This is a genomic window from Streptomyces sp. SCSIO ZS0520, assembly GCF_025643355.1.
Lineage (GTDB): Bacteria > Actinomycetota > Actinomycetes > Streptomycetales > Streptomycetaceae > Streptomyces > Streptomyces physcomitrii.
This window is the reverse complement of record NZ_CP092644.1, coordinates 3,325,261-3,350,276: the sequence shown is the minus strand read 5'-3', so window position 1 is coordinate 3,350,276 and position 25,016 is coordinate 3,325,261. Positions and strand designations below refer to the sequence as shown.

Genomic DNA, 25,016 nt, shown 5'->3' with positions numbered 1-25,016 from the left:
TGGACCACAATGGCCGCAGCGAGAACGTGGCGGCCCGGCGGCGGGGCGGGCTTCGGCACCCCGGGCGCGGGTGCCGGTGACGGCCGGCAGCGGCGCGTGCCGACACCAAGGACCAGGGCAGCAGGACAGCAGAACCGAAGACAGAGAGACAGCGGGGCAGGAGGCGGGTGACTCAGCCATGACCGTGTGGGACGACGTGGTGGGCCAGGAACAGGTCGCGGTACAGCTGGGCGCCGCGGCCCGGGACGCCGACGCCCTCGTCACGGCCGTGGAGACGGGCCGACCCCCGCCCGAGGCCTCGAAGATGACGCACGCCTGGCTCTTCACCGGGCCACCCGGTTCGGGCCGGGCGACCGCGGCCCGCGCCTTCGCCGCGGCACTGCAGTGCCTCAGCCCCGACCGCGCGCTGGGCGGCGCCCCCGGCTGCGGATTCTGCGACGGCTGCCACACCGCCCTCCTCGGTACGCACGCGGACGTCGAGGTCGTCCGCACCGACCTGCTCTCCATCGGCGTGAAGGAGACCCGGGAGCTGGTCCGCAGAGCCCAGCTCTCCCCGGCCGTGGGGCGCTGGCAGGTCATCGTCCTGGAGGACGCGGACCGGCTCACCGAGGGCGCGGGCAACGTCCTGCTCAAGGCCGTGGAGGAACCGGCCCCCCGTACCGTATGGCTGCTGTGCGCGCCCTCCATCGAGGACGTGCTGCCGACCATCCGCTCCCGCTGCCGCCTGCTGACGCTGCGTACGCCGCCGGTGGAGGCCGTCGCCGACGTCCTGGTGCGCCGGGACGGCATCGAGCCCGAGGCGGCCGCGGCCGCGGCGCGCGCCACCCAGGGGCACATCGGCCGCGCCCGCCGCCTCGCCACCGACGAGCGGGCCCGCAGCCGCCGCCGCGCCGTGCTCAAGGTGCCGCTGCGCGTCGAGGACGTCGGCGGAGCCCTGCGCGCCGCGCAGGAACTCGTCGACACGGCGGCCGAGGAGGCGGCCCAACTCGCCGAGGAGACCGACGTCAAGGAGACCGAGGAGCTCAAGGCCGCCCTCGGCGGGCAGAGCGGCGGTCGCATGCCGCGCGGCACCGCGGGCGTGATGAAGGAGCTGGAGGACAAGCAGAAGCGCCGCCGCACCCGTTCCCAACGCGACAGCCTCGACCTCGCCCTCACCGACCTCACCGGCTTCTACCGCGACGTCCTCGCCCTCCAGTTGGGCTCCCGCTCCGCCCTCGCCAACACCGAGGTCCAGGACGCCCTGGAGCGGATGGCCCAGGACACCTCGCCCGAGTCCACGCTGCGCCGCATCGAGGCCATCGGCGCCTGCCGCGAGGCACTGGAGAGCAATGTGGCCCCCCTCCTCGCGGTGGAGGCGATGACCCTGGCCCTGCGCGCGGGCTGACCGGCCCGGGGCCCGCGCCCCCGGCCTCCGCCCCTCCCTCGGGGCCCCCGATCCGACGACCCTCTTCCCGCTCGCCTCCCGATCCCGCTCGCCTCCCGATCCCTGTGCGCCACTCACCCCACAGCCCAACTCCTCACCTACAGCGATGAAACGCATCCGGAGCGTTACCCTCGCCGCATGAGATCCCGTCCCCGCGCCCGTGCCAGTGTCCGCGTCGGTGTCCCTGCCAGTGCCAGTGCGAGTGCCGGTGGCAGTGCCCGTGGCACCCGCCGTCCCGGAGGCGTCCGAGTCGCCGGTGCCCTGCTCGCCGCCGCCGGACTGCTCGCCTCCGGCTGCGACTCGGGCGGCGACCGCGCGGACGCCTCCATGGCCGCGCTGCCCGAGAAGACCCCGTCCGCGCTGGCGCACTTCTACGGCCAGAAGCTCAGCTGGCGCTCCTGCGGCTCCGCCGGTTTCCAGTGCGCCACCCTCAAGGCGCCGCTCGACTACGCGCACCCCGCGCGCGGCGAGGTGAAGCTCGCGGTCTCCCGGAAGAAGGCGACCGGCGACGGCAGACGCCAGGGCTCCCTCCTGGTGAACCCGGGCGGCCCGGGCGGATCCGCGGTCGGCTACCTCCAGTCGTACGCGGCCCTCGGCTACCCGGCCAAGGTGCGCGGCGCCTACGACATGGTCGCCGTGGACCCCCGCGGCGTCGCCCGCAGCGAGCCGGTGACCTGCCTGGACGGCAAGCGGATGGACGCGTACGCGCGCACCGACGTGACCCCGGACAGCAAGGCGGAGCAGGACGCGCTGGTGGCGGAGTTCAAGAAGTTTGCCGCGGGCTGCGAGAGCCGCTCCGCCGCACTGCTGCCGCACATGTCGACCGTGGAGGCGGCCCGCGACATGGACATCCTGCGGGCCGCACTCGGCGACAAGCGCCTGAACTACGTCGGCGCCTCCTACGGCACCTTCCTCGGGGCCACCTACGCCGGTCTGTTCCCCGAACGCGTCGGCCGCCTGGTCCTCGACGGCGCGATGGACCCCTCGCTGACCGCCCGCCGGATGAACCGGGACCAGACGGCGGGCTTCGAGACGGCCTTCCAGTCCTTCGCCCGCGACTGCCTGACCCGCAGGGACTGCCCGCTCGGCACCAAGGGCACCACCACCGAGAAGGCCGGCGCGAAGCTCTCGGCCTTCTTCGCCCGGGCCGACGCCCGCCCGCTGCGCACCTCCGCCCGGAAGCGGAGCCTCACCGAGGCACTGGCCACCACCGGCGTCATCGCCGCGATGTACGACGAAGCCGCCTGGCCCCAACTGCGCGCGGCCCTGAACGCCGCCATGAAGAAGAAGGACGGCACCAGCCTGCTCGCCCTCTCGGACAGCTACTACGAGCGCGAGAGCGACGGCACGTACACGAACCTGATGTACGCCAACGCCGCCGTCAACTGCCTCGACCTCCCCGCCTCCTTCAGCAGCCCCGCCGAGGTCGAGGCCGCGCTCCCCGACTTCGAGCGGACCTCCCCGGTCTTCGGCCGCGGCATGGCCTGGTCCGCCCTGAACTGCTCGTACTGGCCGGTCAAGCCCTCCGGCGGGCCCCACCGCATCGAGGCGAAGGGCGCCGCCCCCATCGTGGTCGTCGGCACCACCCGCGACCCCGCCACCCCCTACCGCTGGGCCCGCTCTCTGGCCGCCCAACTCGACTCCGGCCGCCTCCTCACCTACACCGGCGACGGCCACACCGCCTACGGCCGAGGCAGCGGCTGCGTCGACTCAGCCGTCAACACCTACCTCCTGACCGGCCGAGCCCCCACCCCCGGCAAACGCTGCACCTGACCACCCCCACCCCACCCACCGGCACCCCACCCACCCCTCGAACCCCCAGCTCAGCGCTCACCCCCACCCGCCGATCGCACCCCGAGGGGCGCCCCGAAAGCCGGTACGGAGCACCCCTCGAACCTGTGTAGACTTGGCGAGGCCGCCATCCGCACCCCACGGATGCACAGGCACGCCGCCTTAGCTCAGATGGCCAGAGCAACGCACTCGTAATGCGTAGGTCTCGGGTTCGAATCCCGAAGGCGGCTCCGGTGGAGCCCAGGTCACCTCTTGTGTGGCCTGGGCTTTTTCGTGTTCCGGAGTGGGTCCCGTGTGTGGGACGGGGTGGGCCGTGGCGGGGTGCTCCAGGTTCGCGGTCGGCGGAAGTCGTCAGAAGTCGAGGGCGGCCAAGTGGTCGGCGCTGCCGCCGTGCCATTCGATGAGGAAGAGGGTGGCGTCGTCGCTGGTTCTTCCGCCTCGTTCCCGCTTGAGGGTGTGCGAGAGCCTGCGTGCCGTCTGCTGCGTGCCCCGGGACTCGGGCAGGACCCCTTCGATGATCTGGACCATGCGCTCTTCGCCGAACTGTTCGCCGCCTGCCCTGCGTTCCTCCACGAGGCCGTCGGTGTAGAAGAGGACGCGGTCGCCCGGACGCAGCCGCAGCTCGCTGACCCGCGGGGAGGCGCCGCCGAAGCCGACCGGCAGGGTGGTCGGGGTGTCCAGTCGCCGGATGATCCGGTGGTCCCGGATCAGGAATGCCTCGGGGTGGCCGGCGTTGACCCATTGCAGGTGCCCGCTTGTGATGTCCAGGCGCATCATCTGGGCGGTGGCGAACTGGTCAGGGCCGAACTGCGTGTCGATGGCGGTGTCCATGAACGTGTACAGCTCGGCGAGGCCGACATCGGCGCGCCGGGCGTGGCGGTAGGCGCCGATGGCGACGGTCGCCAGGACGGAGGCGTTCAGGCCGTGGCCCATGGCGTCGACGATGGCGAGGTGCAGGACGTCGTCGTTGAGCGCGTAGTCGAGGCTGTCCCCGGCGACCTCGTAGGCGGGCTCCAGGACGCCGGCGACGGAGACCTGCGGGGTGTTCATCGACAGGGGTGGCAGCAGCGACCACTGGATCTCCGAGGCCAGGCTCATCGGGTGGCGGCGCCTGGCCTGGAAGAACCGGTCGGTGTAGGCGTTCTTGGTGACGAGCATGTCCGCGACCAGACCGGCGAGGCGGCGCAGCAGCCGGCGGTCGTCCGCGCCGACCGAGTCCAGGGTGACACTCATGACGCCGACCTCGTCGCTGCCGTCCAGCAGGGGCAGGTACAGGCGTACGCCGTCTTCCACCGCCTCCTCCACCGCCGTCATGGACAGGAAGGCCTCACCGGCCGGGGAGTCGTCGATGGGCACTACCTCGCCGACGGTCAGGCCCCGGCCCGGCAGCGGTACCAGCTCCAGCTGCTCGTAGCACTGGAGGTGGATCGACACCTCCCGGCCCCCGATCCTGCGCACTTCCTCGGCCACCAGGGGGGCGATGAGCTGGGGCGGCATCTCGTGCGCCCGGTCGAGCAGTTGACCCAGCAGCCGCTCGCCGAAACCCTCCGACAGGTCCACCGGGACCCTGTTGTTCTCCCGGTCCTCGCTCACCCCCGGGTCACCACCTCTCGCTCGTCGACAACCCGCCGGTTGCTTAACGACCGTGTCGGCCGGGAGGCGCGGCACTCTTCCGCGAAACCCCAGGTCGGCCGAGCGTTCGGCCGAGCGTGATCCATGTGCGCAGTACGCTGAAGGCCCGGCTCGCCGAAGAAGGCGGTGACGTTCGGTCCCGAGAGGTATCGGGGACGTGGGTGCACGGCTGGAGCCGGGTTCCGCGCGGCGTGGGAGTCGCGCCTCCTGGGATTCGCACAGGTGTGGAGATGGGGCGAGTCGGTTGGAGGACGACCGCAGACTGCGGTTGTGGCGGCGGATCGTCGACGGCTCGCGTGGTGGGCCCGTCACGCTGACCCAGGTGTGCGCCGTGGTGCTCGACGCCACGGGCGTGGACGGTGTCGCCGTCACGGCGAAGCTGGAGGGCACTCAGCGTGAGACGGTCTGCACCACCTCCCAGCTCGCCACGGACATGGAGGAGCTGGCCGTCACCCTCGGTGAAGGGCCCGCGGTGGACGCCTTTTCCGAGGGGCCTTCGCTGGCCGCGGACCTCGCGGCGAGGGACTGCCGTACGCGCTGGCCCGTCTACGCGCCGACGGCGGTCACGGCCGGGGTCAGAGGACAGTTCGCCTTCCCCCTGCGGCTCGGCGGGGTCGGCGTGGGCGTCATGTGCCTGTACCGCTCCGAGCCCGGGCCGCTGAGCCGCGAGCAGCTCGCGGACGCCCTGGTCCTGACGGACACCGTGCTCGCGCTGCTGCTGGACAGGAGCCTGAGCGAACAGCCGGCGATGGACGGCCGGTGGAGCGAGCAGAGCGGTCCGCAGCACCCGGAGGTCCACCAGGCGACGGGGATGATCGCGGTCCAGCTCGGCGTATCGGCCGCGGTCGCTCTCGTACGATTGCGTGCCTACGCCTTCTCGCACGACCGCAGGCTGAGCGACGTGGCCAAGGACGTGGTGGCCCGCCGGCTGCGCTTCGGCAGGAGTGAGCCATGACAGGGGAAGCGCCGTACTCGTCCGGCACACAGAGGCGAGCTGGTCCGAGCGACGGCAGGGAAGGGACGCGGGTGAGTGAGATGGCGCAGGTCCGGTTGACCGAGGTGTTCGTGGAACTGGCGGACACCCTCGTGGATGATTTCGACCTCCTGGACTTCCTGCACGGGTTGACGGAGAAGTGCGTGGAGATCCTCGGTGTCTCCGCCGCGGGGCTCATGCTCACCGATGAACGCGGCCGGCTGCGGGTGGTCGCCGCGTCCACCGAGCGCACCCGGCTGCTGGAGCTGTTCCAGCTGCAGACCGAGCAGGGCCCGTGCGTGGACTGCTTCCGCACCGGCCGCCCCGTGTCCGAGGCGGACCTGCCCGCGACCGACCGGTGGCCGCACTTCGGTGAGGCCGCCGCCGAGGTCGGTTTCGCGGCCGTCCACGCGCTGCCGATGCGCCTGCGGGCGGAGGTCATCGGCGCGCTGAACCTCTTCCACTCCGAGCCCCACGAGCTGGACGAGGAGACCCGGCGGGTCGGACAGGCGCTCGCCGATGTGGCCACCATCGGGCTGCTGCAGCAACGGGCCATCCGGCATCGGGACAGCCTCACCGAACAACTCCAGACCGCGCTGGACAGCCGCGTCCTGATCGAGCAGGCCAAGGGCGTGCTCGCGGAGCGGCTGGACCTGGACGTCGCTGACGCCTTCACGAGGCTCCGCGACGAGTCCCGCAACCGGAACCTCCGTCTGTCCGACCTCGCCCGCAGCATCGTGGACGGGTCCGACCAGATCTTCCTGGCCGTGCTCGGCGACGCCGCCGACTGACCGCCCGTACCGGTCCGGACGACTGCCCCGCATCGCCCGCTCGGGCGCGGCGGCGGCACGCGAAGGGGCGCCCCGGGCGGCGAACGGCGGCCTGCCCGAGGCGAGTTCGGGCGTACGCCGGCCCGAGGTGGACACTTGTCGCCCGGAAACACAGCGGATACCGTGGGAACCAGTCGCTCCGGTCCCCGGCGGCCTTGTCCGAAGAACGGCACAGGCAGTACCGCGCTGGTTACGCGACTTCCGCCTCCATTCGGAGACTCCTGTCGGCGACGCCCGGCTCGTACCCCTTGCGGGGAGCCGGAACATGTCGCGCGAAGCCATCCGCGGGGTACCTGAGACGGTCCCAACGGTCCGCCGACGTCGCCTCACGCCCCGTGTACAGCACGCGGGAGCCCGGGTGGCGCGCGACCGGGGCCACAAGGGATGCGACAGATGGCCGACACCGGCAACAGGCCGAACAGCGGCGCGACCTCCGGGCAGGAACCCCCCGCGCTCCGAGTGACAGGCGAGTGGCAGGTGAGGCTCGTGCTGTCGGACGAGTGGTCGGCGCCCTTGCCCGCCCGCTTCACCTACCGCGCCGCAGACCCGTACGCGGTGCGCCTGGACTTCTACCTCACCATGGCGAGTCCGATCAGCTGGATCTTCGCCCGTGAGCTGCTCGTCGCGGGCGGGCTGCGCTCCTCCGGTCTGGGAGACGTCCGGGCGTGGCCCGGCTGCGACGGCAGGTTCTACCTCTGCCTGAGCTCGGGAGACGGCGAGGCGCTGCTGGAGGTGCCGACCGACCCGCTGAGCGAGTGGCTGGAGCGCACCTACCGGCTCGTCCCCCCGGGCAAGGAGTACGAGCACCAGGCCCTCGACTCCCTGCTGTGGCGTCTGGTGGACGAGTCACCGGACGCGGCTCCCGAGGGGCAGAAGCCGGCCGGACGTTCCGTCGAGGGTCCGGCGGACCCCGTCCGCCCGCGGACCGGCTCGGCGGACGGACCTGCGGGCGGCGGACCCGACGGCTCCCGCTAGGAGCCGAGGGACCACCGGCCGGTACGCAGACGAGAGGGACACCATGGAACTCAGCGCCGCACCACCGACGTCACCCCCGGGAACCGCGAGGCCGCGCCGCTCCGGATCCCCTCCGCCCAGCGCCTACACGGCGCTCTCCCGCCAGGTCAAGGAAGCGGGACTGCTGCGCCACCGGCCCGTTCGCGGCCTCGCGCTGTTGAGCGTCACGGCGGCCCTGCTGGCGGGCGGATGGTGCCTGTTCGTCCTGGTCGGGAACTCGTGGTGGCAACTCGCCGTCGCCCCGCTCCTGGCCTTCGCCTCCACCCAGTGCGGCTTCCGCGGCCACGAGGCCGGGCACCGCCAGACCTTCCGCAGCAAGCGGCTCGACGACGCGGTGGGACTCCTCTTCGGCAACCTCTTCATCGGGCTGGGCTTCGGGTGGTGGACGAACAAGCACAATCGGCACCACGCCCACCCCAACCAGGTCGGCCGCGACCCCGACATCGAGACCGGCGCCCTCGTCTTCGACAGGGACGACGCCACCGGCCGGACCGGCGTGCTGGGCTTCCTCACCCGCCACCAGGCGGCCTTCTTCTTCCCTCTGCTGCTCCTGGAGGGCTGGAGCCTGCACGTGGCCAGCGTCCGGGCACTGCGCACGTCCCACACCAGCGCCCCGGCACCGAGGGCGGTCGAGGCGCTCCTGCTGCTCCTGCACACCGCGGCGTACCTCGCGGCCGTCGCGCTGGTGCTCCCGCCGCTCAAGGCCCTGGTGTTCGTGCTGGTGCAGCAGGGCTTGTTCGGGCTCTACCTGGGCGTCTCGTTCGCCCCCAACCACAAGGGCATGGAGCTGCTGCGCCCGAAGGACCGGCTCGACTTCCTCAGCAGCCAGGTCCTCACCTCCCGCAATGTGCGCGGCGGCCCGGTCACCGACTTCCTGCTCGGGGGCCTGAATCATCAGATCGAGCACCATCTGTTCCCGAACATGCCCACCTCGGCCCTGCCGCTCGCCCAGCCCCTGGTACGAGCCCGATGTGCCGAACTCGGCCTGCCCTACACCGAGACGAGCCTGGTCGACTCCTACCGGCAGGCCCTGCGCCACCTGCGCAGGGCCGGAGCCCCCGCCCCCGCGACGACCGGGGCCCCCACCCCCGGAACGGCCTGACAGCGCGCGGAGGGCCGTACCGCGGCCGAACCGCCACGGCGGCGAAGGCAGCGTCATCCGGCAGCCGGGTCGCACGGCGGGCAGGGGGGCAGGGGCGGGCAGGCGCGGGCCGAGCTGCGGGCGGCCTGGGAGCACGTCAGTCTGGAGGAAGCCGTCCTCATCCGTCCTCATCCGTGCACAGCGAAGGAGCCGAGATGGCGAAGAGCCGCGGTGAAGGCAAGAGGCTCAACAAGGGGGACAAGGTCGCCTGGAGCAGCCACGGCGGCCGGGCCGAAGGCAGGGTGGAGAAGAAGATCACCGGCCGGACGGAGGAGAGCGGCCGTTCCGTCGACGCCTCCCCGGACGATCCGCAGTACAAGGTCCGCAGCGAGAAGTCCGGCAGGTCCGCGGTGCACAAGCCGTCCGCTCTGAAGAAGCGGAAGAAGTAGGACGCCGTGGGCGGCTGAGAATCCCGGCTGGGCCCGGGCCGCCGGCGGTACGCGGGCGAGGGGCGCCTCAGAGCCCTCGCCGGCGGTTCCCGCTCGGCGCGGCCTCGGCCTTCCCTGTCAGGGTGGGGGCGATGATCACCCCGCCGGAGCCGGGAACGGTCTCCGGCCGTACCGGTGGTGCGCCGTCGAGTTCCCCTTGCAGCAGGCGGTGCAGCCGCCGGCCGCTCGCCCGGTAGAAGCGTTGCTGCGTCCAGCGTCCGAAGAGGGCGAAGCCGAGGCGGATGACGGGGTTGGCCAGCGGCGCGCACCGGGAGTAGCCGCTGATGCGGAACTCCACGGCGCCGGTGTGCACCTGCTTGACGACTTCGTAGGTGAGTTCGCCCTGCTCCAGGTGCCCCTCCAGGGTCCCGTACGCCCACCCCCACACTCGCGTTTCCGCGTCGCCGCGCCCGCGCGTCTCGTCGATGACGGCGGTCACCCGCACGCCCATGTCGAAGCGGAGACCGGCGAAGCGCCCTTCCAGGAGCATGTCCCGGCCGAGGAGGGCGTGGTCGGCGGGGTAGATGGCGCGGATGATGGACGGCTCGGCGAACTGGTAGTCGCGGACCAGTCGGCAGGCCCGCTCCCAAGCCCCGCCGCTGACCGGTGCACCGGCCGGTTCCTGGGCGAGGGGGATGCGTCGGCGGTCGACGCGCCAGTGCGCGCGCCGGGCGGGCACGGAGCCCTGCGGCGGAGGGCTGTAGTTGAGGGGGCGCCGGGCCAGCGCATGCAGGCGCGCGAGGGACCGGCGGCTGCACAGACGTCGCCCGCGCAGCATGCGCGGCTCACCGGAACCGGAAGCGCGGACTCTGCGCGGGTTCGCCGAGGGACTGCCCCATCGCCCAGAGCGTGGGCGCCCACAGGCCGACGAAGAGGGCGCGGCGTTCGGCGTTGCCGCGCTCGTCCTGGTCGAAGCCGGCCGCACGGGTCCACAGGAGGGTGCACAGCCCCACCGAGCCCATCGACGCCCACTGCAGATGCACGCCGCGCAATCCGCCTCGGCGCAGCAGTGTGACCACATCGAGCATGCCCGACCTCCTGTGTGCGCCGTCTGCGCGGTCGCTCTCTGCCGAGAGCATCCCTCATACTGACAAATGGAATGATGTATACACAATGCGACACCTCGGGAGCGCCGCGCAGCGGGCGCCTGCCGCGCAAGCCGCCGTCGCGACGGCGGCTGGGCACGCTGCTGCGTTTCCCCCTGGGCGTGGTGCTCGTGTCCTGGCAGTACCTGTGGCGCGTGACGGCGCTGCATCGCACCGAAGCGGAGGGAGACCTCGGCGATCTGCCGCCGCCCCTCCCGCCGGAGCACGTCGACGACCTCACGAAGCCGCTGCATGAGGGGGCGGGCCCGGTCTTCCACCGCCGTTTCCGGGTACGCGTCGAAGGCGCGGCGATGAGTCCGCAGGAGCTGGTCGGGGCCGTCGCGGCCGACCTGAACGGCCCGGCGCCCTCGTCCGTGGCCGTCTTCCACAAGACGCGCGGCGAGAAGGGTGCGCCCGCGTCTCCGGGCGACGAGTACCGGGTGCAGATGCCGGGCCCCTGGGACGGGCCGGTCCGCGTGCTGCACCGCGACAGCTCCTCGATCCGGCTGGGCACCCTGCACGGACACCTGGAGGCCGGGCAGATCGCCTTCTCGGCACAGGCCCTCGACGAGGCGCTGGAATTCTCGGTCGAGACATGGTCACGCGCGGGCGATCGCGTCGCGGATCTGCTCTACAGCCGGTTGAGGGTGGCCAAGGAGATCCAGTTCAACATGTGGGTGCACTTCTGCCTGGGCGCCGCCTCCCTCTCCGGCGGGCGCCCGCGCGGTGGAGTCACCATCGGCACCCGCCGGCTCTCGCAGAGCTTCGTGGAGGCGCAGCTCCGAAGCGCCGGCGGGTCCAGCGGTGCACGGACGGTGGGCCGGCCCGAATAACCCTTCGAACACCGGCAGTTGACCCTGCTACGTTTCCGGCGTGGCGAAACTCAACCAGATCATCGCAGTGGAGAAGGGCGTCAAGTCCAAGTCGCATCAGGACCTGACGGCGGCTCACCACGGGCTGCAGAAGCCCGCCTTGCTCGCCGGTATCTCCCGTACGTACCAGCCGAAGGACGAGGAGGGCGAGCAGTTGCCGCCCGAGTCGACGCGGGTGCAGGTGAAGGCCGAGGACGTGCTGCGGGACACGGCGAGCACGTTGAGCAGGCTGTTCGACGTGACCGCCACGAAGGACTGGGCCAACTGCTCGGCGCGTGCCGATGTCACGGTCGAGGGGCGCACCCTGCTCAGCCAGGTGCCCGTCTCGTACCTGCTCTTCCTGGAGAAGCAGCTCACCGACATCAACACCTTCGTACGCAAGCTGCCGGTGCTGGACGCCTCCGAGTCCTGGGTGCAGGACCCGTCGACGGACGCCTGGAAGACCGAGCCGGTGCGCACGGTGCGGACCAAGAAGGTGCCGCGCAACCATGTGAAGGCCGAGGCCACCGAGAAGCACCCGGCGCAGGTCGAGGTGTACTACGAGGACGTGCCCGTCGGGTACTGGACCACGGTGAAGTTCTCCGGGGCGCTGCCCGCCCGCCGGGTCAACGAACTCCTGGACCGCGTCGAGAAGTTGCAGCAGGCGGTGAAGTTCGCCCGCGAGGAGGCGAACGGCGCGGAGGTCACCGACGAGCGGGTGGGTGAGGTCGTCTTCGGCTACCTGTTCGGGTAGCGTCATCAACTCCCCTGCCGTTGCTACGCGGTGGGGGTGCGCGAGGAGCGCAAGCTGAAACTGAAGCTTGTCGTGACACACGCGGTTGTCACTGGAGGTTCGAATCCTCCCCGCGGCACACCTGCCGCGGTGGCCCAAGTCCGGCAGAGGCGGACCGCGATGAATCTCAGACTCTTGCTCCAGGCTCAGCATTCGCCGCCGATCGCCGGATCGACCGGGCCGGACCTGGTCGTCGGATGCCGGTTCAAGTCCGGCCCGTGCAGCTCTCTTTCACGTCGGTCGGCGGGTGGTACCCGTCAACCGGCGTCCGGTGCACGGTAGTTCAAAGGCAGAACACGACGACATGATGACTGATCCGCGCTCTCAAGCGTGCCGGCGTGCCACGTGGGCGGCATCTCAGGGCTCGGGGACAGGCTACGTCCCCGGGCCCGCTCCCGTTCCCGGGCCCGGATCCCGCCCGGCGGTACGCGAGCCCAGCCGGATCCGAAAGACCTGATCCGAAAGAAGGGCCCTAGCCGTCCTGGCTGTGCCCGGCGGTCCAGTACGGGGTGAGCCGGGTGCGGTCCCGGGGGATGCCGTGGCCGCGGACGAAGTGCTCGCGCAGGGCGCCGGTCACGCCGCGTTCGGCGGCGCCCCAGACGCGGCCGGGGCCGGGCGGCAGGGAGAGCGCGGACACCGCCTTGTGCAGCAGGCTGCCCGCCGGGCGGCCGTTGCGGTGCAGCCAGGTGATCTCGGTGCCGGAGCCGGTGTAGAGCGGCAACTGCTCTTCTGCGTCGGCGACTTCGACGAAGACGCGGGCCCTGCTGCCGGGCGGGAGCTGTTCCAGGCTCGCCGCGAGGGCGGGCAGCGCGGTCTCGTCGCCGAACAGCAGCCACCAGGGGGTCTCGGGGTCGAGGGGGTTGGCGGGGCTCGGCCCGTACCAGATGCTCTCGTCCCCGGGTTTCGCGCGCGCGGCCCAGCCCGAGGCGAGCTGGTCGCCGCCGTGCAGGACGAAGTCCATGTCGACTTCGCCGAGTTCGGGCCGGTCGGCGCGGATGGTGTAGCGGCGCAGCCGGGGCCGGGCGACGGGCAGCAGCTCGCGTGCGGCCTCGGTGGTGAAGGGCCGGGGCAGGTCCACCCAGGGCTCGTAGAAGTAGAGCGCCACGTGCTGGTCGGTGCCGTTGCTCAGGAAGGCCGACAGATCCTCGGACCCGAAGGTGACGCGCACCATGCGCGGGGTCAGCTGCTCGGTGCGCCGCACCCTGGTCACGTACAGCCGGGCGGGCCGACGGCACTGGAAGCGGTCTTCCCGTACTGCGGTCAACGCGCCCATCTCCCGTGCTCCTCACGTCGGTTGGGATCATCGGTACGGCGGTTCCGGCCGCTTTCCGCGTCCGCACCGCCGAAGTCAACTTAGGTAAGGCTTACCATATCTCGCAAGGTGGTGGCGGAGATCGGGCTCCGTCCGGGGGCCGGTACGCGGGCCGTCCGACATGGCGGTGCCGCCCCGCGGGGAACGGAGCGGCACCTGCGCCGAGCAGCGCTTTTCCGGGCGGAGGGGGAGGGGATCAGCCAGCCGGCAGGAGCACGATCCCGTCGTCGTCCGCGCGCAGGATCCGGCCCGGGCGGAACGTCACCCCGCCGAAGGCCACCGGGGTGCCGACGCTGCCCTCGCCCGCCTTGCTGCTCTCGCGCGGGATGGTCCCGAGCGCCATGACGCCGAGGTCGAGCCCGCCCGGCGCGGCACTGTCGCGCACCGCGCCGTACACCACCACCCCGGCCCAGCCGCTCGCGACCGCCGACCCGGCGATGACGTCTCCGATGAGGGCGCTGCGCAGCGAGCCCCGCCCGTCGACGACGAGCCCCGCGCCCTCGCCCGGAGTGCGCAGCAGCTCCCGCAGCAGCCCGTTGTCCTCGTGGCAGGCGACCGTGCGCACCGGCCCGGCGAAGGACCGGCGCCCGCCCAACTGCCGGAACCGCACCTCGGGGACCTCCAGCCGGGTTCCGTACTCGTCCACCAGATCAGTCGTCGCAACGGGACGTACAGACATCGCTCTCTCGACTCCTCGGTTTGTCGGGGGGCACCGTAGAGGGCGTCCCTGCTCTGCCGCCGCTTCCTCTGCCTCTACTCACTCTCTCTGAGAAGCAGCGCCCAGGCCCCCGCCCCGGTCCCTCCTGACGTGATCGTCATGACCACGGCCCCCGAAGCGCGAGAGGCAGCGGAAGCGGCCGACGGACGCCGGGTGCCTGAGCCGGTGGGGCAGGTACAAGAGGGCCGAGAGGAGGAGTCGAGGCCGCTGTCTGGCGGGGAGACTGCGCGGTACCACGACGGGCTGTGGGTCACGGTCGACTCGGCTTGCCAACTCCCGTACGGGAGATACGAGTTCAGGCTTCAGTACGACAACCGGAGTGGGGAGAGTGTTCTGCCCCTTGGTGATTCGGGGGTGGACGGTATCCCGACTGCAAGGCCTTGGACGCGCCGCTCGTCGTGCGGGCCGGGGGCGCTTACGAGGCGGAACGTCTCGGCTAGCGCCTTGAGTTGTTCAACTCCGGGGAGATGGCACGCGAGTTGTCCGGGCCGCTGAAGGCAGGCGAGCGCCGCTTGGTGATGGTGCGGCTGACCGGCGTCGAGGAGGGCGGGCCTGCACGGTCCAGGTGGAGCCGCCCTCGGCCGGATACCGGGAGGCGGCCGTACGGGAGTTGACGCTCGGCTGAGTCACCGACGCCCAGCGGAACGGGAATTGGCGCTCCTCTGAGCCACCCGAACTTGGCGTGAGGGGAGTTGGCCCCGGCAGTTGCCCCCCGGCCGAAGCTAAGAAGGCCACTCGGCCCACTCGAACAGCCCCGCCTCCACCTCACTCTCACTTCGCGTCCGCGTAGCACTCCACCACCGCCGTCGTGAAGGTGAACCGTACGGGTGTCTCGCCGAAGGCCAGGCGGCCCGCGAGGTCGGCTGCCTCGGTGATCGCCCGCTGGACGGTCTCGGCCTCCTCGGCGGGGCAGTGGACGATGACCTCGTCGTGCTGGAAGAAGACGAGTTCGGCGCGGAGCCCGGCGCAGGTGCGGCGCAGGGCGGCGAGGAGGAGCAGGGCCCATTCGGCGGCGCTGCCCTGGACGACGAAGTTGCGGGCGAAACGGCCGCGGGCGCGCGAGTTGGTGGAGGCGTACCCGGGCACGAACTCGCCCTCGGCGGCGTCGGGTTCGGCGCCCTCGCCTGCCTCCGCCGCCGTGCCGGGGTCCTGCGGGATGCCCGCCTCCTCCTGTTCGCCGGCGCCGGCCACGGGCGGGCAGGTGCGGCCGAGCCAGGTGCGGACCAGGCGGCCCTCCTCGCCCGCCTTCGCCGCCTCGTCGACGTAGGCGACGGCTCGGGGGAAGCGGCGGCGCAGCTGGGCCAGGTTCTTCAGGCCGTCGCCGGAGGTCTGGCCGTAGACCGCGCCGAGCACGGCGAGTTTCGCCTTCTCGCGGTCGCCGGAGAACGCCCGGTCGGAGACCGCCTGGTAGAGGTCGCCGGGACGCCCCGCGACCTCCATCAGGCCCGGGTCGCGGGAGATCGCGGCGAGCACCCGGGGCTCCATCTGGTCGGCGTCGGCGACCACCAGACGCCAGCCCGGGTCGGCGACCACTGCCCGCCGGATGACCTTCGGGATCTGCAGCGCCCCGCCGCCGTGGGTCACCCAGCGCCCGGTCACGGTGCCGCCGGGCACGTACTCCGGGCGGAAGCGGCCCTCGCGTACCCAGTCCTGGAGCCAGGACCAGCCGTGCGCGACCCAGATCCGGTACAGCTTCTTGTAGGCGAGCAGCGGTTCCACCGCCGGGTGGTCGACGGAGGCGATCTCCCAGCGGCGGGTCGAGGCCACCTTGATCCCCGCCTGGGCGAAGGCCTTCAGGACGTCCGCGGGCAGGTCGGGGCGCACCCGGCGGCCGAAGGCGCGGGAGATCTCCTCGGCCAGTTCGGCGAGTTTGCGCGGTTCCACGGTGCCGCCGCCCCGGGCGCCCCAGCCCGCGTACCGCTCGCCGAGCAGTTCCCGCAGCACCGTGCGGTGCACCTCGGCACTCCACGGCAGTCCGGACCGGTTCATCTCGGCGGCGACCAGCATGCCCGCCGACTCGGCCGCGGTCAGCAGGCGCATCCGCTCGGGGTGCTCGGCCGCCTCGTGCCGCCGCTGCTGCTCGGCGTAGACCTCCAGGAGCGCACCGAGCGGTACGTGCACCGGCCCCGGCTCGAACAGCGAGGACTGCGAACCCGGTTCGGCCGACCGCTGCGGCGGATCCGGCGGTACGGGTGCCCGGCGCAGCCGGGCCAGGGCGGCGGCCGCGGACCGGGGCTCGCCGAGCCGGCCCTCGTGGCCGAGGAGCAGGGTCTCGGCGGCCTCTATGTCGTAGCACCGCTCGACCCGGACCCCGGCGTCGAGCAGCCGCGGATAGATCTCGGCCGTCGACCGCCAGACCCAGCGGGCGACCTCCGGCCGGGAGCGCACCGCCGCGGCCAGCTCCGGCTCCTCGCGCACCGGCCCGGCGGGCAGCCCGTCCGGGCCGAGGGGCGCCAGCTCGACGGCGCCGCCCTCGGCCGGTGCGAGCGCCCAGCGTTCGGTCATGGGTTCGATGGTGACAGGAGGGTCTGACAAGGGGCGTACGACACGGACTGGTTTATGCGACATGGGTTGTTTGCCTGGTGGGGCTGATGGCGGGCGCGTGCGATTCGGGGCCGGACCGGTTGCTGATTTTCCGCGTGGGGCTTCGGATGGTCGGGGTCGGATGGTCGGGGTTGGAGACGGTGGTGGCCCGGTGCCGGTCAGTGCCCGGGAGGGCGGCACCGTACCGTGCCTGCTCCGGCGGTCCGAGGGGGCGGGGTCCGGTGCCGCGCCCCTGCTCCGGCGTGCACCCGCCCCGGGCCGCCGGAGCCGAGCGGCGGCGCCGTCCGCGCCGTGCCACTGTGGTGCCATGGCCATCGAGGTTCGCCCGGCTGCGGAATTCGAGGACGTACGTGCCGTCCTCGGCCCGAAGTCGCCCGGCGCCAACGTCTGCTGGTGCCTCAGCTACCGGATCCCCTCGAAGCTCAACAACGAGCTCCGCGGACCGGCCCGCGGCGAGTACGTCGCCGAACTGTGCCGCGCGGAACCGCCGCCGGGCGTGCTCGCCTACGACGGGGACGAGCCGGTCGGCTGGGCCGCGGTGGCGCCGCGCGCGGAGACCTCCTTCGCGCGCAGCCGGAAGATCCCGCACGTGGACGAGCTGCCGGTCTGGTCGCTGTGGTGCGTGCGCGTCCGCCCCGGCCACCGCAAGCAGGGGATCACCCACGCCCTGATCGCCGGTGCGGTCGACTTCGCCCGCGCCCAAGGCGCCCCAGTGGTGGAGGCGTACCCCCTCGACAACGGCGACGCCCGGGTCGACCTCACCATGGCCTATGCCGGACTCCGGAAGAACTTCGCCCGCGCCGGGTTCACCCACGCCGCCGACACCGACTCGGTGCTCGCGGGGCACCCCCGGGTGCTGATGCGGCTCGATCTGCGGTGACAGTGAGGCCCCTCCGAGACGCCGGTGACCTCGGAGACACCGGCGGCCCCGATGGCCGCGGCATCCCCGTCGCCGTCCGAGACCTGGTCCCGGGCCGGTGATAAGTCCGTTGCGGGTCCCCTGCCCGCCGCCTCACCATCGGTCCATGTCTGAACAGCGGAGTGAACAGCACGGTGTGGAGGAGAAGGAGCCCGGGGAGACCTCCGGACAGCCCGACGCCGAGCCCGGTCCCGGGACCGGGGCCGCACCCCTCGCCGATCCTGATCCCGATCCTGATCCCGCTTCCGATCCCCTCCCCGATCCCGGGCACCGGCGCAGGTGGCTGGGCTGGCTCACCAGCGACCCTGCCGAGAGCCTGCGCGAGACCGAAGAGGGCGGCTCGATCGTCGTCTTCAAGGGCTACACACCGCTCGCCGTGCTCCGTGCCCCCACCGCTGAGGAACGCGCCTTCTACGAGCAGGTCAAGCGCCGTGAACTGGCCTTCATCGCCATGAGCAAGCAGCTCCTCGAACAGCTCGCGGACCGACTCCCGGCGCAGGATCTGGAGAACTGCCGTTCGTTGCATTTCGCCGGTGAATGGCGGCTGGCCGTCGACAGCCTCGTGGCCTGTCTCCGGAAGCGGCCGGTGGCCGTCACCGCCGAGGAGATCGCCATGGTGGCCGAACTCCTGCCCTGGCAGTGGCCCGAGAAGGACGACGCCTGGTACGCGCGGATCCTCGCCGAACTCGACCGGGCTCCCACCGCCGCGGAATCCGTATCCACGGCCCCCGTCCCTTCCGCGGGCCCCATGGGCTCCGCTCCTTCCGTGAGCCCTACCGCCGCCGCCCCTCCCGTGACCTCCACGGATCCAAGGTCCTGAGCCCGAGGACGGCGATTCCTCGCGGAGGACGGCGATCTCCCGTCGGGGGCGGCGGTCCATAGCTGAGGACGGCGACCGCCTGCCCCGCCCCGCCCCGTTGTCGCCCGCGCATAATCCGCAGCCCAAGCCTTGGAACCCGGTCGCTAGGTGTATTGACTCGCAGGGTTGTTGACGCGGCTGATCGGTGGTTGGCCGCCGAGTGCGGTGTGGCAGCGGTGGTGGTTGTAGGTGTGGAGGAAGTCTGCCAGGGCTGCTGTGCGTTCGTCGTTGGAGGTGTAGGGCCATTGGTAGGCCCATTCGTCGGCGAGGGTGCGGTTGAAGCGTTCGACTTTGCCGTTGGTCTGGGGCCGGTAGGCGCGGGTGAGTTTGCCGCTCGCGCCGAGGTCGGCCAGGGCCCGTTTCCAGGCCAGGCCCTTGCGGTAGGCCCAGGCGTTGTCCGTCAGCACGCGTTCGATGCGGGTGATGCCGTGGTCGGCGAAGAATGCGGCGGCCCGGGTCAGGAAGGCCGCGCAGGTCGCGACCTTCTCGTCACCATGGGCTTCGGTGTAGGCGAGTCGGGAGTGATCGTCGACTGCGGAGTGGAGGTAGTCGAAGCCCATGCCGCGGATCGGCCGGCCGGCTTCGCGGCCGTGCACTTTGTGGCCGCCGCCGGGGATCCGGCCCAGTTTCTTGACGTCGACGTGGACGAGCTCGCCGGGACGTTCGCGTTCGTAGCGGCGGATCACCGTGCCGGTGGGCCGGTCCATCCAGGCGAGACGGTTCAGCCGGTGGCGGGTCAGTATCCGGTGGACGGTCGAGGCGGGCAGGCCGAGGACCGGACCGATCCGTGCGGGTCCCAGCTTGCGGGACCTGCGCAGGTCACAGACGCGGCCCTCCATCGCGGCCGGAGTGCGGTGCGGTGTTGTCAAGGGCTTGCTGGAGCGGTCGGCCAGGCCCGGCTCGCCCTCGGCTCGCCACCGCCGGAGCCATTTATGAGCGGTCGCCCGCGAGATGCCCATCTCGGCAGCGACATGAGCGACCGGGCGGCCGGACGCGACACGTTCGACGAGCAGCTGCCTGCCATGAACGGTCAGCCGGGCATTACGGTGGGACACGAAGACCTCCGTGCGTTCGGTGAAGATTCGACACCTCCACCACACACGGGGGCCTTCGCCGTGATCAAGCCCCACCAGCGTTAACAACGCTCGTGATCAATACAGCTAGGCAGTACGCCCCCAGGCTTGATCTGCTGTGGGCTTCACCAGGGCCGCGTACCCCGTGACCGGCCGCCGTGAGGTCTGCGCGAGGCGTGCCGGTCGAGGCGGCGCGCCCGCACGACGACCCGGGGGCCAGCCATGTCCGTACCCCTATCCGACGCCGCGTCCGCAACCCCGTCCCCCTCCCCAGCCTCGTCTCCGTCCTCAACCTCGTCTCCCTCTCCAGCCTCGACCCCCTCCCCGTCCCCATTCCCGGTCCTGGACTGGCGGGAGAACCTGGAGTTCGACGGCAGGGGCGCGCCCCCACCCTTCGGCCCACTGACCTGAGCCCGACCGGCTGCTTCGGCCCACACACGGATCGGACCGGCCGGCCCGGCCCGCCTGAGACGATCGGTGGTGTGAACCCGTACGCCACCGTCACCCGTGCCTTCGAGGCCGCGCTGGGCAACGACTCCGAGGACGCCCTCGACACCGGTGCCTCCCTCCTCGCCGCCGACCCCTCGGCGGACCCCGAACTCGACCGGCGGGGACGGGAGTTCCTCACCCAGACCTGGCGCGGCGGCTGGCAGCCCGCCGACCTCGCCCGACTGGTGCGCCGGGACCTGGACGGGGTGCATCTGGTGCTCCTCGACCGGCTGGCGCGCGAGGAGACCTCGGGGTACGAGGGGCTGCCGCACCGCTGGCCGGAGCAGCTGGCCGAGCTGCAGGCCGAGGCCGCCTCGGCAGGGTTCTCGCCCGCCCCGGACCGCTTCTCGGCCGCCACCGCGGCACTGGAGCTGTACCGCTTCCTCGGGACCCTGCCCCGTATCGAACCCGTCGGCCCCGCCCCCGGCGAGAAGCTGCCGCCGCCGGTGGCCGGGGAGCCGAAGATGCTCGCCCGGATACGCGCCCTGCTCGCCAAGGCCGAGGCCACCCCGTACCCCGAGGAGGCCGAGGCGCTCAGCGCCAAGGCGCAGGAGCTGATGGCCCGGCAGGGCGTGGACGAGGCGGTGCTCGCCGCCCGCCGCCCCGCGAAGGACGTCCCGTCCGCCTGCCGGATCGGCGTGGACGCCCCGTACGAGACGGCGAAGGCGGTGCTGCTCGACGCGGTGGCGCGGGCCAACCGCTGCCGCGCCGTGTGGAACAGCGGCTACGGCTTCTCCACCGTCGTCGGCTTCGAGTCCGACCTGGAGGCCGTGGAACTGCTCCACACCTCGCTGCTCGTCCAGGCCACCACCGCGATGACCCGCGCCGAGGCCGCCCAGCGCAAGGGCGGCCGCAAGCGCACCAAGTCCTTCCGCCAGTCCTTCCTCGCCTCCTACGCCCACCGCATCGGCGACCGGCTCACCGCCGTCAGCGAACAAGTCGCCTCCGAGAGCGGCGAGTTCCTGCCGGTCCTCGCCGCCCGTGAGGTCGCCGTCCAGGGCCGTACGGACGAACTGTTCCCGCAGACGGTCAGTACGCGGGTACGCGGCGTGAACGACCTCGCGGGCTGGGAGGAGGGCGCGGAGGCCGCGGACCGGGCGGCACTGGGGCCAGGGCGGGAGCGGATCGAGCGGGGGCGGCCGGGCCGCTGAGCCGGGCCGCCGTGGGGGCGGGTGGCCGCCGCGGGGTGTGTGCTGCGCTTGCCGCGCGGACCGGGCCCGCCCGGCGGATTCAGTGGTGTACATCCATCTCCTGAGTGCCGATGACGGAGAGCAGGCGGAGTGCCTCCTCGGAAGGGGAACCGGGGTCGGCGGTGTAGATGACCAGTTGCTGGTCGTGGTCGGTGATGTCCAGTGCGTCGCAGTTGACCGTGACCGGGCCGACCTGCGGATGCTGGAAGGTCTTGCGCAGGGTGGGCTCGGCGGAGACCTCCTTCTCGTCCCAGAGGCGGGCGAACTCCTCGCTGCCGGAGCGGAGTTCGGTGATGAGGGCCGCCATCTGAGGGTCGTCCGGGTAGCGGGCCGCGGTGGCGCGCAGGCGCCGGGCCGCGTGGCGGGCGAACGCCGCCCGGTCGGACACCCCGTACAGCGTCCTGCCCTCGGGGTGCGGGCCGAGGAAGGCCCGGCGGGCGAGGTTGCGCTCCCGGGGCGGGACCGCGGAGAAGTCCTCCATGAGCGCCGCCGCGAGGTCGTTCCAGGCCAGCACCTCCAGGGTCGCCGAGGTGACGAAGGCAGCGGATCCCGGCAGGCGTCGCAGCAGGTCGAGGAGGCTCTGGCGGACCTCGCGCGGGGGTCCGGGCGGCGGGCCCGGCGGGGCGCCCGCGAGATGGTGCAGATGGTCGCGCTCGGCGGGGCTCAATCGCAGGGCGCGGCTGAGCCCGGTGAGCACCTCGCGTGACGGTCGCGGGGCGCGGGCCTGCTCCAGGCGCGTGTAGTACTCCGTGGAGATGAAGGCCAGCTGCGCGGCCTCCTCGCGGCGCAGCCCGGGTGTACGGCGGCGCGTCCCGGCGGGCAGGCCCACCTCGGTGGGGCTGATCCGCTCACGACGGCTGCGCAGGAAGGCCGCCAGTTCTTGTCTGTCCACGCCTTCAGTGTGTGCGGCCGTCCCAGGTCTATCCAGGGACTGACAGTCCCTGGATAGACCTCGGCGATCGACGCAAGCTGTACGCCATGAACACCGTGAAGCACGCCAATGGCGCTATTGACCACTCAAGTACGAAGAATGCGTCCAACGATGTCGATGTCTCCGGAGCCGCGCCCGTGCCGGTCACCGCCGAGGGCGGCCCTGGGCTGCTCTCCGGCAAGGTCGCCTTCGTCAGCGGGGCCGGGCGCGGCATCGGGGCGGCGGCGGCCCGCCTCTTCGCCCGGGAGGGAGCCCGGGTCCTGCTCGCGGCCCGGACCCGGGAAGAACTCGCGGCCGTGACCGGGGAGATACGAGCGGCGGGCGGTACCGCGGAGTTCACGGTGTGCGATCTGGCCGAGCCGGAGCAGGTGCGCGCCGCCGTGGACCACGCGGTGGACCGGTACGGACGGCTCGACCTCGCCTTCAACAACGCGGCGACCCTCCAGCGGCCCGGCCCCATGGACCAGCTGCCGGAGGCCGAGTTCGACCAGGTCTACGCCGTCAACCTCAAGGCCGTCTGGCTGGCGATGGCCGCCGAGGTCGCCGCGATACGGTCCACCGCCGGGACCGGCGCGATCGTCAACAACTCCTCGGTCGGCAGCCTGCACGCCAACCCCGAACTCCCCGCGTACGGCGCGATGAAGAGGGCCGTCAACAGCCTCACCGAGTCGGCCGCCGTCACCTACGGCCCGGAGGGGATACGCGTCAACGCCGTCGCGCCGGGCCATACGGCCACCGAGATGATCCGGTCCTGGGAGGCACGGTCACCCGGCCTCACCGAGCACCTGATCGCGCGCACCCCACTGCGCAGGGCCGCCGACCCCGCCGAGATCGCGGAGGCCGCCGCCTGGCTGCTCAGCGACCGTGCCTCCTTCGTGACCGGCGCCGTCCTCAGCGTCGACGGCGGAGCGAGGTGAGGGGTCGGAGGTGAGGGCGTGGAGGTGAGAGGTCGGAGGCGATGCGCCAGAGGCGAAGAGCCCGAGGAGAGGAAAGGAGGCGAAGGAGAGCGGGGGCACGGCGACGGAGGTGTCGACAAACCCGGACGCCAGAGACGCCGGCAACCCGGACCGGTCCGCAACGCCCCACGTCGCCAGAGCCAGTCCGGGCTGCCGTACCCGCGGCAGGCACGCTCGCGGAGCCCGAACCCCGCGAAACCCACGCGTACCGCCGCAGCCAGAGGAACTCCCCCCTCGGAGGAGGGAGTTGAGACAGACCACGGAAGGGAGCCGATGACCTCACACAGGGCTAGCCGGTGACGGCTTTCGGCTCACTCGCTCAGCGCGAGCTGGAGTACGGCAGCAGGGCCATCTCCCGGGCGTTCTTGATGGCGCGGGCCATCTGCCGCTGCTGCTGGGCGGAGATGCGGGTGACCCGTCGGGATCGGATCTTGCCTCGGTCGCTGAGGAACTTCCGCAGCAGGTCGGTGTCCTTGTAGTCGATGTACGTGATGCCCGCTTGGTCCAGCGGGTTGGGGCGGGGCTTGACGGCGCGGCGGTCGGCGGGCCTGCGGGGCATGGGTCAGATCTCCAGGAGGGTGTCGAAGTCGGAGCCGAGGCACTGCCAGGACTCGGGCCCGGCGGCGTACTCGGCGTCGGTCAGCAGGCAGGAGTCGAGCACCCGCAGCAGGCCGTCGCGGTCGAGTCCGGGCGAGGTGAAGACCAGGTGCTGGCAGCGGTCGCCGTGCTCGGGGTGCCAGTCGAGGGCGGCGGCGGCCCGGCGGACGGGCGGGACCATCTCCCAGGCGGCGTCCGGCAGCGAGGCCAGCCAGGGGCCCGCGCCCTCCACGCACAGGGCACCGCCCGCGGCGTCCCAGTGCAGCAGGGTGTCGGGCCGGTCGGCGAGCCAGAACCGGCCGCGGCTGCGGGCCGCCGCGCAGGTCAGGTCCTCCAGGGCCGCGTACAGCCGCTGCGGGTGGAAGGGGCGGTACTGGCGCCAGACGACGGTGCTCACGCCGCTCTCCTCGGCCTCGGCGGGGAGCAGGGCGCAGGCCGGGTGCTGGGCCGCGGCTGCCGCGTCCACATCGAAGCCGTGGAAGGCCGCGGCCGCCAAGTCACCGTCCTCGATGGCGACTTGGTGGGCGGTCGGGTGGAGCTGGGCCAGCAGGGCGCGGTCCTCGTCGTCGGCCTCGGGGGAGTCCAGGAGGGCGAGGACGGGGGCGTACTCCAGCTGCCGGGCGAAGGTGTCGGCAATGGTGCGCTGGTCGGTGGCCGCGGCGGCGAGCCCGGCCTCGGCGAGGTCGTCGCCGTTGCCGAGGCTCGGCAGGACGAGGGCCGGGTCGACGGCGGTGATCACCGAGGTGATGCGCAGTTCGTGGGCGGCGATGACCTCGGCCATCGCCTTGGGCTCGACGGAGTCCCAGAGTTCGACGATGGCGAGGCGGGTCCCGGCGCCCAGGGTGCGCAGTTCGGGGACGAGGTCCTCGCGCAGGGCGCAGCAGGCGCAGTCGTTGAGCAGCGGGGTCTCGCCCTGGGAGAGGAGACCGTTCGCGTCGCGGACGGTGCGTGCCACGGTGCCGCGTTCCGCCGCCCCGGCCAGGTCGTGGTGGAGCACGACGCTGCCCGGGACGGTCGCGAGCAGCCGCTCCACGGCCGCCCTGCGGGCCGCGTCGTGCAGTCCGCCGACCACGACGACCGGCGGATGGCCCGTGCTGTTCATCAGCCGCGCTCGACTCGGCCGTAGCGGCGCTCGAAGCGCTCGACGCGTCCGGCGGTGTCGAGGACGCGTGCCGTACCCGTGTAGAAGGGGTGGCTCACGTTCGAGATCTCGACATCGACGACGGGGTAGGTGTTGCCGTCCTCCCACTCGACGGTCTTCGCGCTGGTGGCGGTGGACCGGGTGAGGAAGGCGTGGTTCGCGGCGCGGTCGCGGAAGACGACCGGTCCGTACGCGGGGTGGATTCCGGGCTTCATCTCGTAGCCCTCCGTTTCTTGCTGCTCACTGCGTACTGCTCACTGCTTGCTGTTCACGGCTGCGGGCGCTGTGCGCACCCCGTTGTGCGCACGGCCTGTCGTCGCTGCTGC

At 72.2% G+C, this 25,016-nt stretch carries 24 protein-coding genes and 1 tRNA gene; 14 read left to right on the top strand and 11 right to left on the bottom strand.

The window, feature by feature from the left end:
• The first annotated feature begins 178 nt into the window (after positions 1-178).
• The 3 genes from MID12_RS12790 (at position 179) to MID12_RS12780 (ending at position 3,444) form a co-directional block, all read left to right on the top strand.
• The gene (locus tag MID12_RS12790; protein ID WP_263167072.1) at positions 179-1,384 is read left to right on the top strand and encodes a DNA polymerase III subunit delta'; all 1,206 of its coding nucleotides are present in this window, start codon (positions 179-181) and stop codon (positions 1,382-1,384) included.
• A 177-nt stretch (positions 1,385-1,561) separates the two neighbouring features.
• Positions 1,562-3,196 carry an alpha/beta hydrolase gene (locus MID12_RS12785; protein ID WP_263167069.1) on the top strand — a complete coding sequence of 545 codons (1,635 nt, stop codon included), beginning with the start codon at positions 1,562-1,564 and terminating at the stop codon, positions 3,194-3,196.
• A gap of 174 nt (positions 3,197-3,370) precedes the next feature.
• Positions 3,371-3,444 (top strand) — tRNA-Thr (locus MID12_RS12780).
• 121 nt (positions 3,445-3,565) lie between these two features.
• Here MID12_RS12780 and MID12_RS12775 read toward each other — a convergent pair.
• Positions 3,566-4,807 (bottom strand): PP2C family protein-serine/threonine phosphatase, encoded by a 1,242-nt coding sequence (locus MID12_RS12775; RefSeq protein WP_263167068.1) that lies wholly within the window; start codon positions 4,805-4,807, stop codon positions 3,566-3,568.
• A 283-nt stretch (positions 4,808-5,090) separates the two neighbouring features.
• Here MID12_RS12775 and MID12_RS12770 point away from each other — a divergent pair, with 283 nt between their 5' ends.
• The 5 genes from MID12_RS12770 (at position 5,091) to MID12_RS12750 (ending at position 9,193) form a co-directional block, all read left to right on the top strand.
• Complete coding sequence (locus MID12_RS12770) at positions 5,091-5,801, top strand: GAF and ANTAR domain-containing protein (protein ID WP_040250104.1); 711 nt, start codon at positions 5,091-5,093, stop codon at positions 5,799-5,801.
• 80 nt (positions 5,802-5,881) lie between these two features.
• Positions 5,882-6,610 (top strand): GAF and ANTAR domain-containing protein, encoded by a 729-nt coding sequence (locus tag MID12_RS12765; protein ID WP_040250101.1) that lies wholly within the window; start codon positions 5,882-5,884, stop codon positions 6,608-6,610.
• Between the two features lie 525 nt (positions 6,611-7,135).
• Positions 7,136-7,624, top strand: a complete 489-nt coding sequence (locus tag MID12_RS12760) for an SsgA family sporulation/cell division regulator (RefSeq protein WP_237282724.1) — start codon at positions 7,136-7,138, stop codon at positions 7,622-7,624.
• Positions 7,625-7,667: 43 nt separating this feature from the next.
• Complete coding sequence (locus tag MID12_RS12755) at positions 7,668-8,765, top strand: fatty acid desaturase family protein (protein ID WP_052482294.1); 1,098 nt, start codon at positions 7,668-7,670, stop codon at positions 8,763-8,765.
• A gap of 194 nt (positions 8,766-8,959) precedes the next feature.
• Positions 8,960-9,193 carry a DUF2945 domain-containing protein gene (locus MID12_RS12750; RefSeq protein WP_263167063.1) on the top strand — a complete coding sequence of 78 codons (234 nt, stop codon included), beginning with the start codon at positions 8,960-8,962 and terminating at the stop codon, positions 9,191-9,193.
• Between the two features lie 67 nt (positions 9,194-9,260).
• Here the strand turns inward: MID12_RS12750 and MID12_RS12745 are convergent, their stop codons facing one another.
• Both MID12_RS12745 and MID12_RS12740 read right to left on the bottom strand, forming a co-directional pair.
• Positions 9,261-10,010: a DUF1990 domain-containing protein gene (locus MID12_RS12745; RefSeq protein WP_263167061.1), complete on the bottom strand. Its 750-nt coding sequence runs from the start codon at positions 10,008-10,010 to the stop codon at positions 9,261-9,263.
• A gap of 7 nt (positions 10,011-10,017) precedes the next feature.
• Complete coding sequence (locus tag MID12_RS12740; RefSeq protein WP_040250096.1) at positions 10,018-10,260, bottom strand: hypothetical protein; 243 nt, start codon at positions 10,258-10,260, stop codon at positions 10,018-10,020.
• A 71-nt stretch (positions 10,261-10,331) separates the two neighbouring features.
• Between MID12_RS12740 and MID12_RS12735 the strand changes: the two genes are divergently transcribed.
• Positions 10,332-11,150 carry a DUF1990 domain-containing protein gene (locus MID12_RS12735; RefSeq protein ID WP_263167058.1) on the top strand — a complete coding sequence of 273 codons (819 nt, stop codon included), beginning with the start codon at positions 10,332-10,334 and terminating at the stop codon, positions 11,148-11,150.
• Between the two features lie 40 nt (positions 11,151-11,190).
• The gene (locus tag MID12_RS12730) at positions 11,191-11,922 is read left to right on the top strand and encodes a hypothetical protein (protein ID WP_040250093.1); all 732 of its coding nucleotides are present in this window, start codon (positions 11,191-11,193) and stop codon (positions 11,920-11,922) included.
• Between the two features lie 511 nt (positions 11,923-12,433).
• Here the strand turns inward: MID12_RS12730 and MID12_RS12725 are convergent.
• The 3 genes from MID12_RS12725 to MID12_RS12715 form a co-directional block, all read right to left on the bottom strand.
• Entirely contained in the window at positions 12,434-13,234 is an 801-nt protein-coding gene (locus MID12_RS12725; protein ID WP_263167054.1) for a siderophore-interacting protein, read from the bottom strand.
• 235 nt (positions 13,235-13,469) lie between these two features.
• Entirely contained in the window at positions 13,470-13,952 is a 483-nt protein-coding gene (rraA, locus tag MID12_RS12720; RefSeq protein ID WP_263167052.1) for a ribonuclease E activity regulator RraA, read from the bottom strand.
• A gap of 810 nt (positions 13,953-14,762) precedes the next feature.
• A complete protein-coding gene (locus MID12_RS12715; RefSeq protein ID WP_263167051.1) occupies positions 14,763-16,496 on the bottom strand; it encodes a bifunctional 3'-5' exonuclease/DNA polymerase in 1,734 nt (577 codons plus the stop codon).
• A 346-nt stretch (positions 16,497-16,842) separates the two neighbouring features.
• Here MID12_RS12715 and MID12_RS12710 point away from each other — a divergent pair, with 346 nt between their 5' ends.
• Complete coding sequence (locus MID12_RS12710; protein ID WP_040250069.1) at positions 16,843-17,415, top strand: GNAT family N-acetyltransferase; 573 nt, start codon at positions 16,843-16,845, stop codon at positions 17,413-17,415.
• A gap of 145 nt (positions 17,416-17,560) precedes the next feature.
• Positions 17,561-18,274, top strand: a complete 714-nt coding sequence (locus MID12_RS12705) for a hypothetical protein (RefSeq protein WP_263167049.1) — start codon at positions 17,561-17,563, stop codon at positions 18,272-18,274.
• 143 nt (positions 18,275-18,417) lie between these two features.
• Here MID12_RS12705 and MID12_RS12700 read toward each other — a convergent pair whose 3' ends face one another.
• The gene (locus MID12_RS12700; protein ID WP_263167048.1) at positions 18,418-19,368 is read right to left on the bottom strand and encodes an IS481 family transposase; all 951 of its coding nucleotides are present in this window, start codon (positions 19,366-19,368) and stop codon (positions 18,418-18,420) included.
• A gap of 500 nt (positions 19,369-19,868) precedes the next feature.
• Between MID12_RS12700 and MID12_RS12695 the strand changes: the two genes are divergently transcribed.
• A complete protein-coding gene (locus tag MID12_RS12695) occupies positions 19,869-21,026 on the top strand; it encodes a DUF2786 domain-containing protein (RefSeq protein WP_263167045.1) in 1,158 nt (385 codons plus the stop codon).
• 79 nt (positions 21,027-21,105) lie between these two features.
• Here MID12_RS12695 and MID12_RS12690 read toward each other — a convergent pair whose 3' ends face one another.
• Positions 21,106-21,957, bottom strand: a complete 852-nt coding sequence (locus tag MID12_RS12690) for a helix-turn-helix transcriptional regulator (protein WP_263167042.1) — start codon at positions 21,955-21,957, stop codon at positions 21,106-21,108.
• An 86-nt stretch (positions 21,958-22,043) separates the two neighbouring features.
• Between MID12_RS12690 and MID12_RS12685 the strand changes: the two genes are divergently transcribed.
• Entirely contained in the window at positions 22,044-22,913 is an 870-nt protein-coding gene (locus tag MID12_RS12685; RefSeq protein WP_263167040.1) for an SDR family NAD(P)-dependent oxidoreductase, read from the top strand.
• A gap of 358 nt (positions 22,914-23,271) precedes the next feature.
• Here the strand turns inward: MID12_RS12685 and rpsR are convergent, their stop codons facing one another.
• From rpsR to MID12_RS12670, 3 genes are read right to left on the bottom strand one after another with little or no spacing between them, the layout of a single operon-like run.
• On the bottom strand, positions 23,272-23,511 hold the full coding sequence (gene rpsR / locus MID12_RS12680) for a 30S ribosomal protein S18 (RefSeq protein ID WP_040250052.1): 240 nt from the start codon (positions 23,509-23,511) through the stop codon (positions 23,272-23,274).
• Between the two features lie 3 nt (positions 23,512-23,514).
• On the bottom strand, positions 23,515-24,651 hold the full coding sequence (locus MID12_RS12675) for a CobW family GTP-binding protein (RefSeq protein ID WP_263167038.1): 1,137 nt from the start codon (positions 24,649-24,651) through the stop codon (positions 23,515-23,517).
• Positions 24,651-24,905 carry a type B 50S ribosomal protein L31 gene (locus MID12_RS12670; RefSeq protein WP_040250046.1) on the bottom strand — a complete coding sequence of 85 codons (255 nt, stop codon included), beginning with the start codon at positions 24,903-24,905 and terminating at the stop codon, positions 24,651-24,653. Before MID12_RS12670 ends, MID12_RS12675 begins: the two co-directional genes overlap by 1 nt.
• Between the last annotated feature and the right edge of the window lie 111 nt (positions 24,906-25,016).

What these genes read in the sequence shown, in the direction of transcription:
- MID12_RS12790 (WP_263167072.1), top strand. Translation starts at nt 179, where the DNA reads ATGACCGTGTGGGACGACGTGGTGGGCCAGGAACAGGTCGCGGTACAG.
- MID12_RS12785 (WP_263167069.1), top strand. Translation starts at nt 1,562, where the DNA reads ATGAGATCCCGTCCCCGCGCCCGTGCCAGTGTCCGCGTCGGTGTCCCT.
- MID12_RS12765 (WP_040250101.1), top strand. Translation starts at nt 5,882, where the DNA reads ATGGCGCAGGTCCGGTTGACCGAGGTGTTCGTGGAACTGGCGGACACC.
- MID12_RS12755 (WP_052482294.1), top strand. Translation starts at nt 7,668, where the DNA reads ATGGAACTCAGCGCCGCACCACCGACGTCACCCCCGGGAACCGCGAGG.
- MID12_RS12750 (WP_263167063.1), top strand. Translation starts at nt 8,960, where the DNA reads ATGGCGAAGAGCCGCGGTGAAGGCAAGAGGCTCAACAAGGGGGACAAG.
- MID12_RS12745 (WP_263167061.1), bottom strand. Translation starts at nt 10,010, where the DNA reads ATGCTGCGCGGGCGACGTCTGTGCAGCCGCCGGTCCCTCGCGCGCCTG.
- MID12_RS12740 (WP_040250096.1), bottom strand. Translation starts at nt 10,260, where the DNA reads ATGCTCGATGTGGTCACACTGCTGCGCCGAGGCGGATTGCGCGGCGTG.
- MID12_RS12735 (WP_263167058.1), top strand. Translation starts at nt 10,332, where the DNA reads ATGATGTATACACAATGCGACACCTCGGGAGCGCCGCGCAGCGGGCGC.
- MID12_RS12725 (WP_263167054.1), bottom strand. Translation starts at nt 13,234, where the DNA reads ATGGGCGCGTTGACCGCAGTACGGGAAGACCGCTTCCAGTGCCGTCGG.
- rraA (WP_263167052.1), bottom strand. Translation starts at nt 13,952, where the DNA reads ATGTCTGTACGTCCCGTTGCGACGACTGATCTGGTGGACGAGTACGGA.
- MID12_RS12715 (WP_263167051.1), bottom strand. Translation starts at nt 16,496, where the DNA reads ATGACCGAACGCTGGGCGCTCGCACCGGCCGAGGGCGGCGCCGTCGAG.
- MID12_RS12710 (WP_040250069.1), top strand. Translation starts at nt 16,843, where the DNA reads ATGGCCATCGAGGTTCGCCCGGCTGCGGAATTCGAGGACGTACGTGCC.
- MID12_RS12705 (WP_263167049.1), top strand. Translation starts at nt 17,561, where the DNA reads ATGTCTGAACAGCGGAGTGAACAGCACGGTGTGGAGGAGAAGGAGCCC.
- MID12_RS12685 (WP_263167040.1), top strand. Translation starts at nt 22,044, where the DNA reads ATGAACACCGTGAAGCACGCCAATGGCGCTATTGACCACTCAAGTACG.
- rpsR (WP_040250052.1), bottom strand. Translation starts at nt 23,511, where the DNA reads ATGCCCCGCAGGCCCGCCGACCGCCGCGCCGTCAAGCCCCGCCCCAAC.
- MID12_RS12675 (WP_263167038.1), bottom strand. Translation starts at nt 24,651, where the DNA reads ATGAACAGCACGGGCCATCCGCCGGTCGTCGTGGTCGGCGGACTGCAC.
- MID12_RS12670 (WP_040250046.1), bottom strand. Translation starts at nt 24,905, where the DNA reads ATGAAGCCCGGAATCCACCCCGCGTACGGACCGGTCGTCTTCCGCGAC.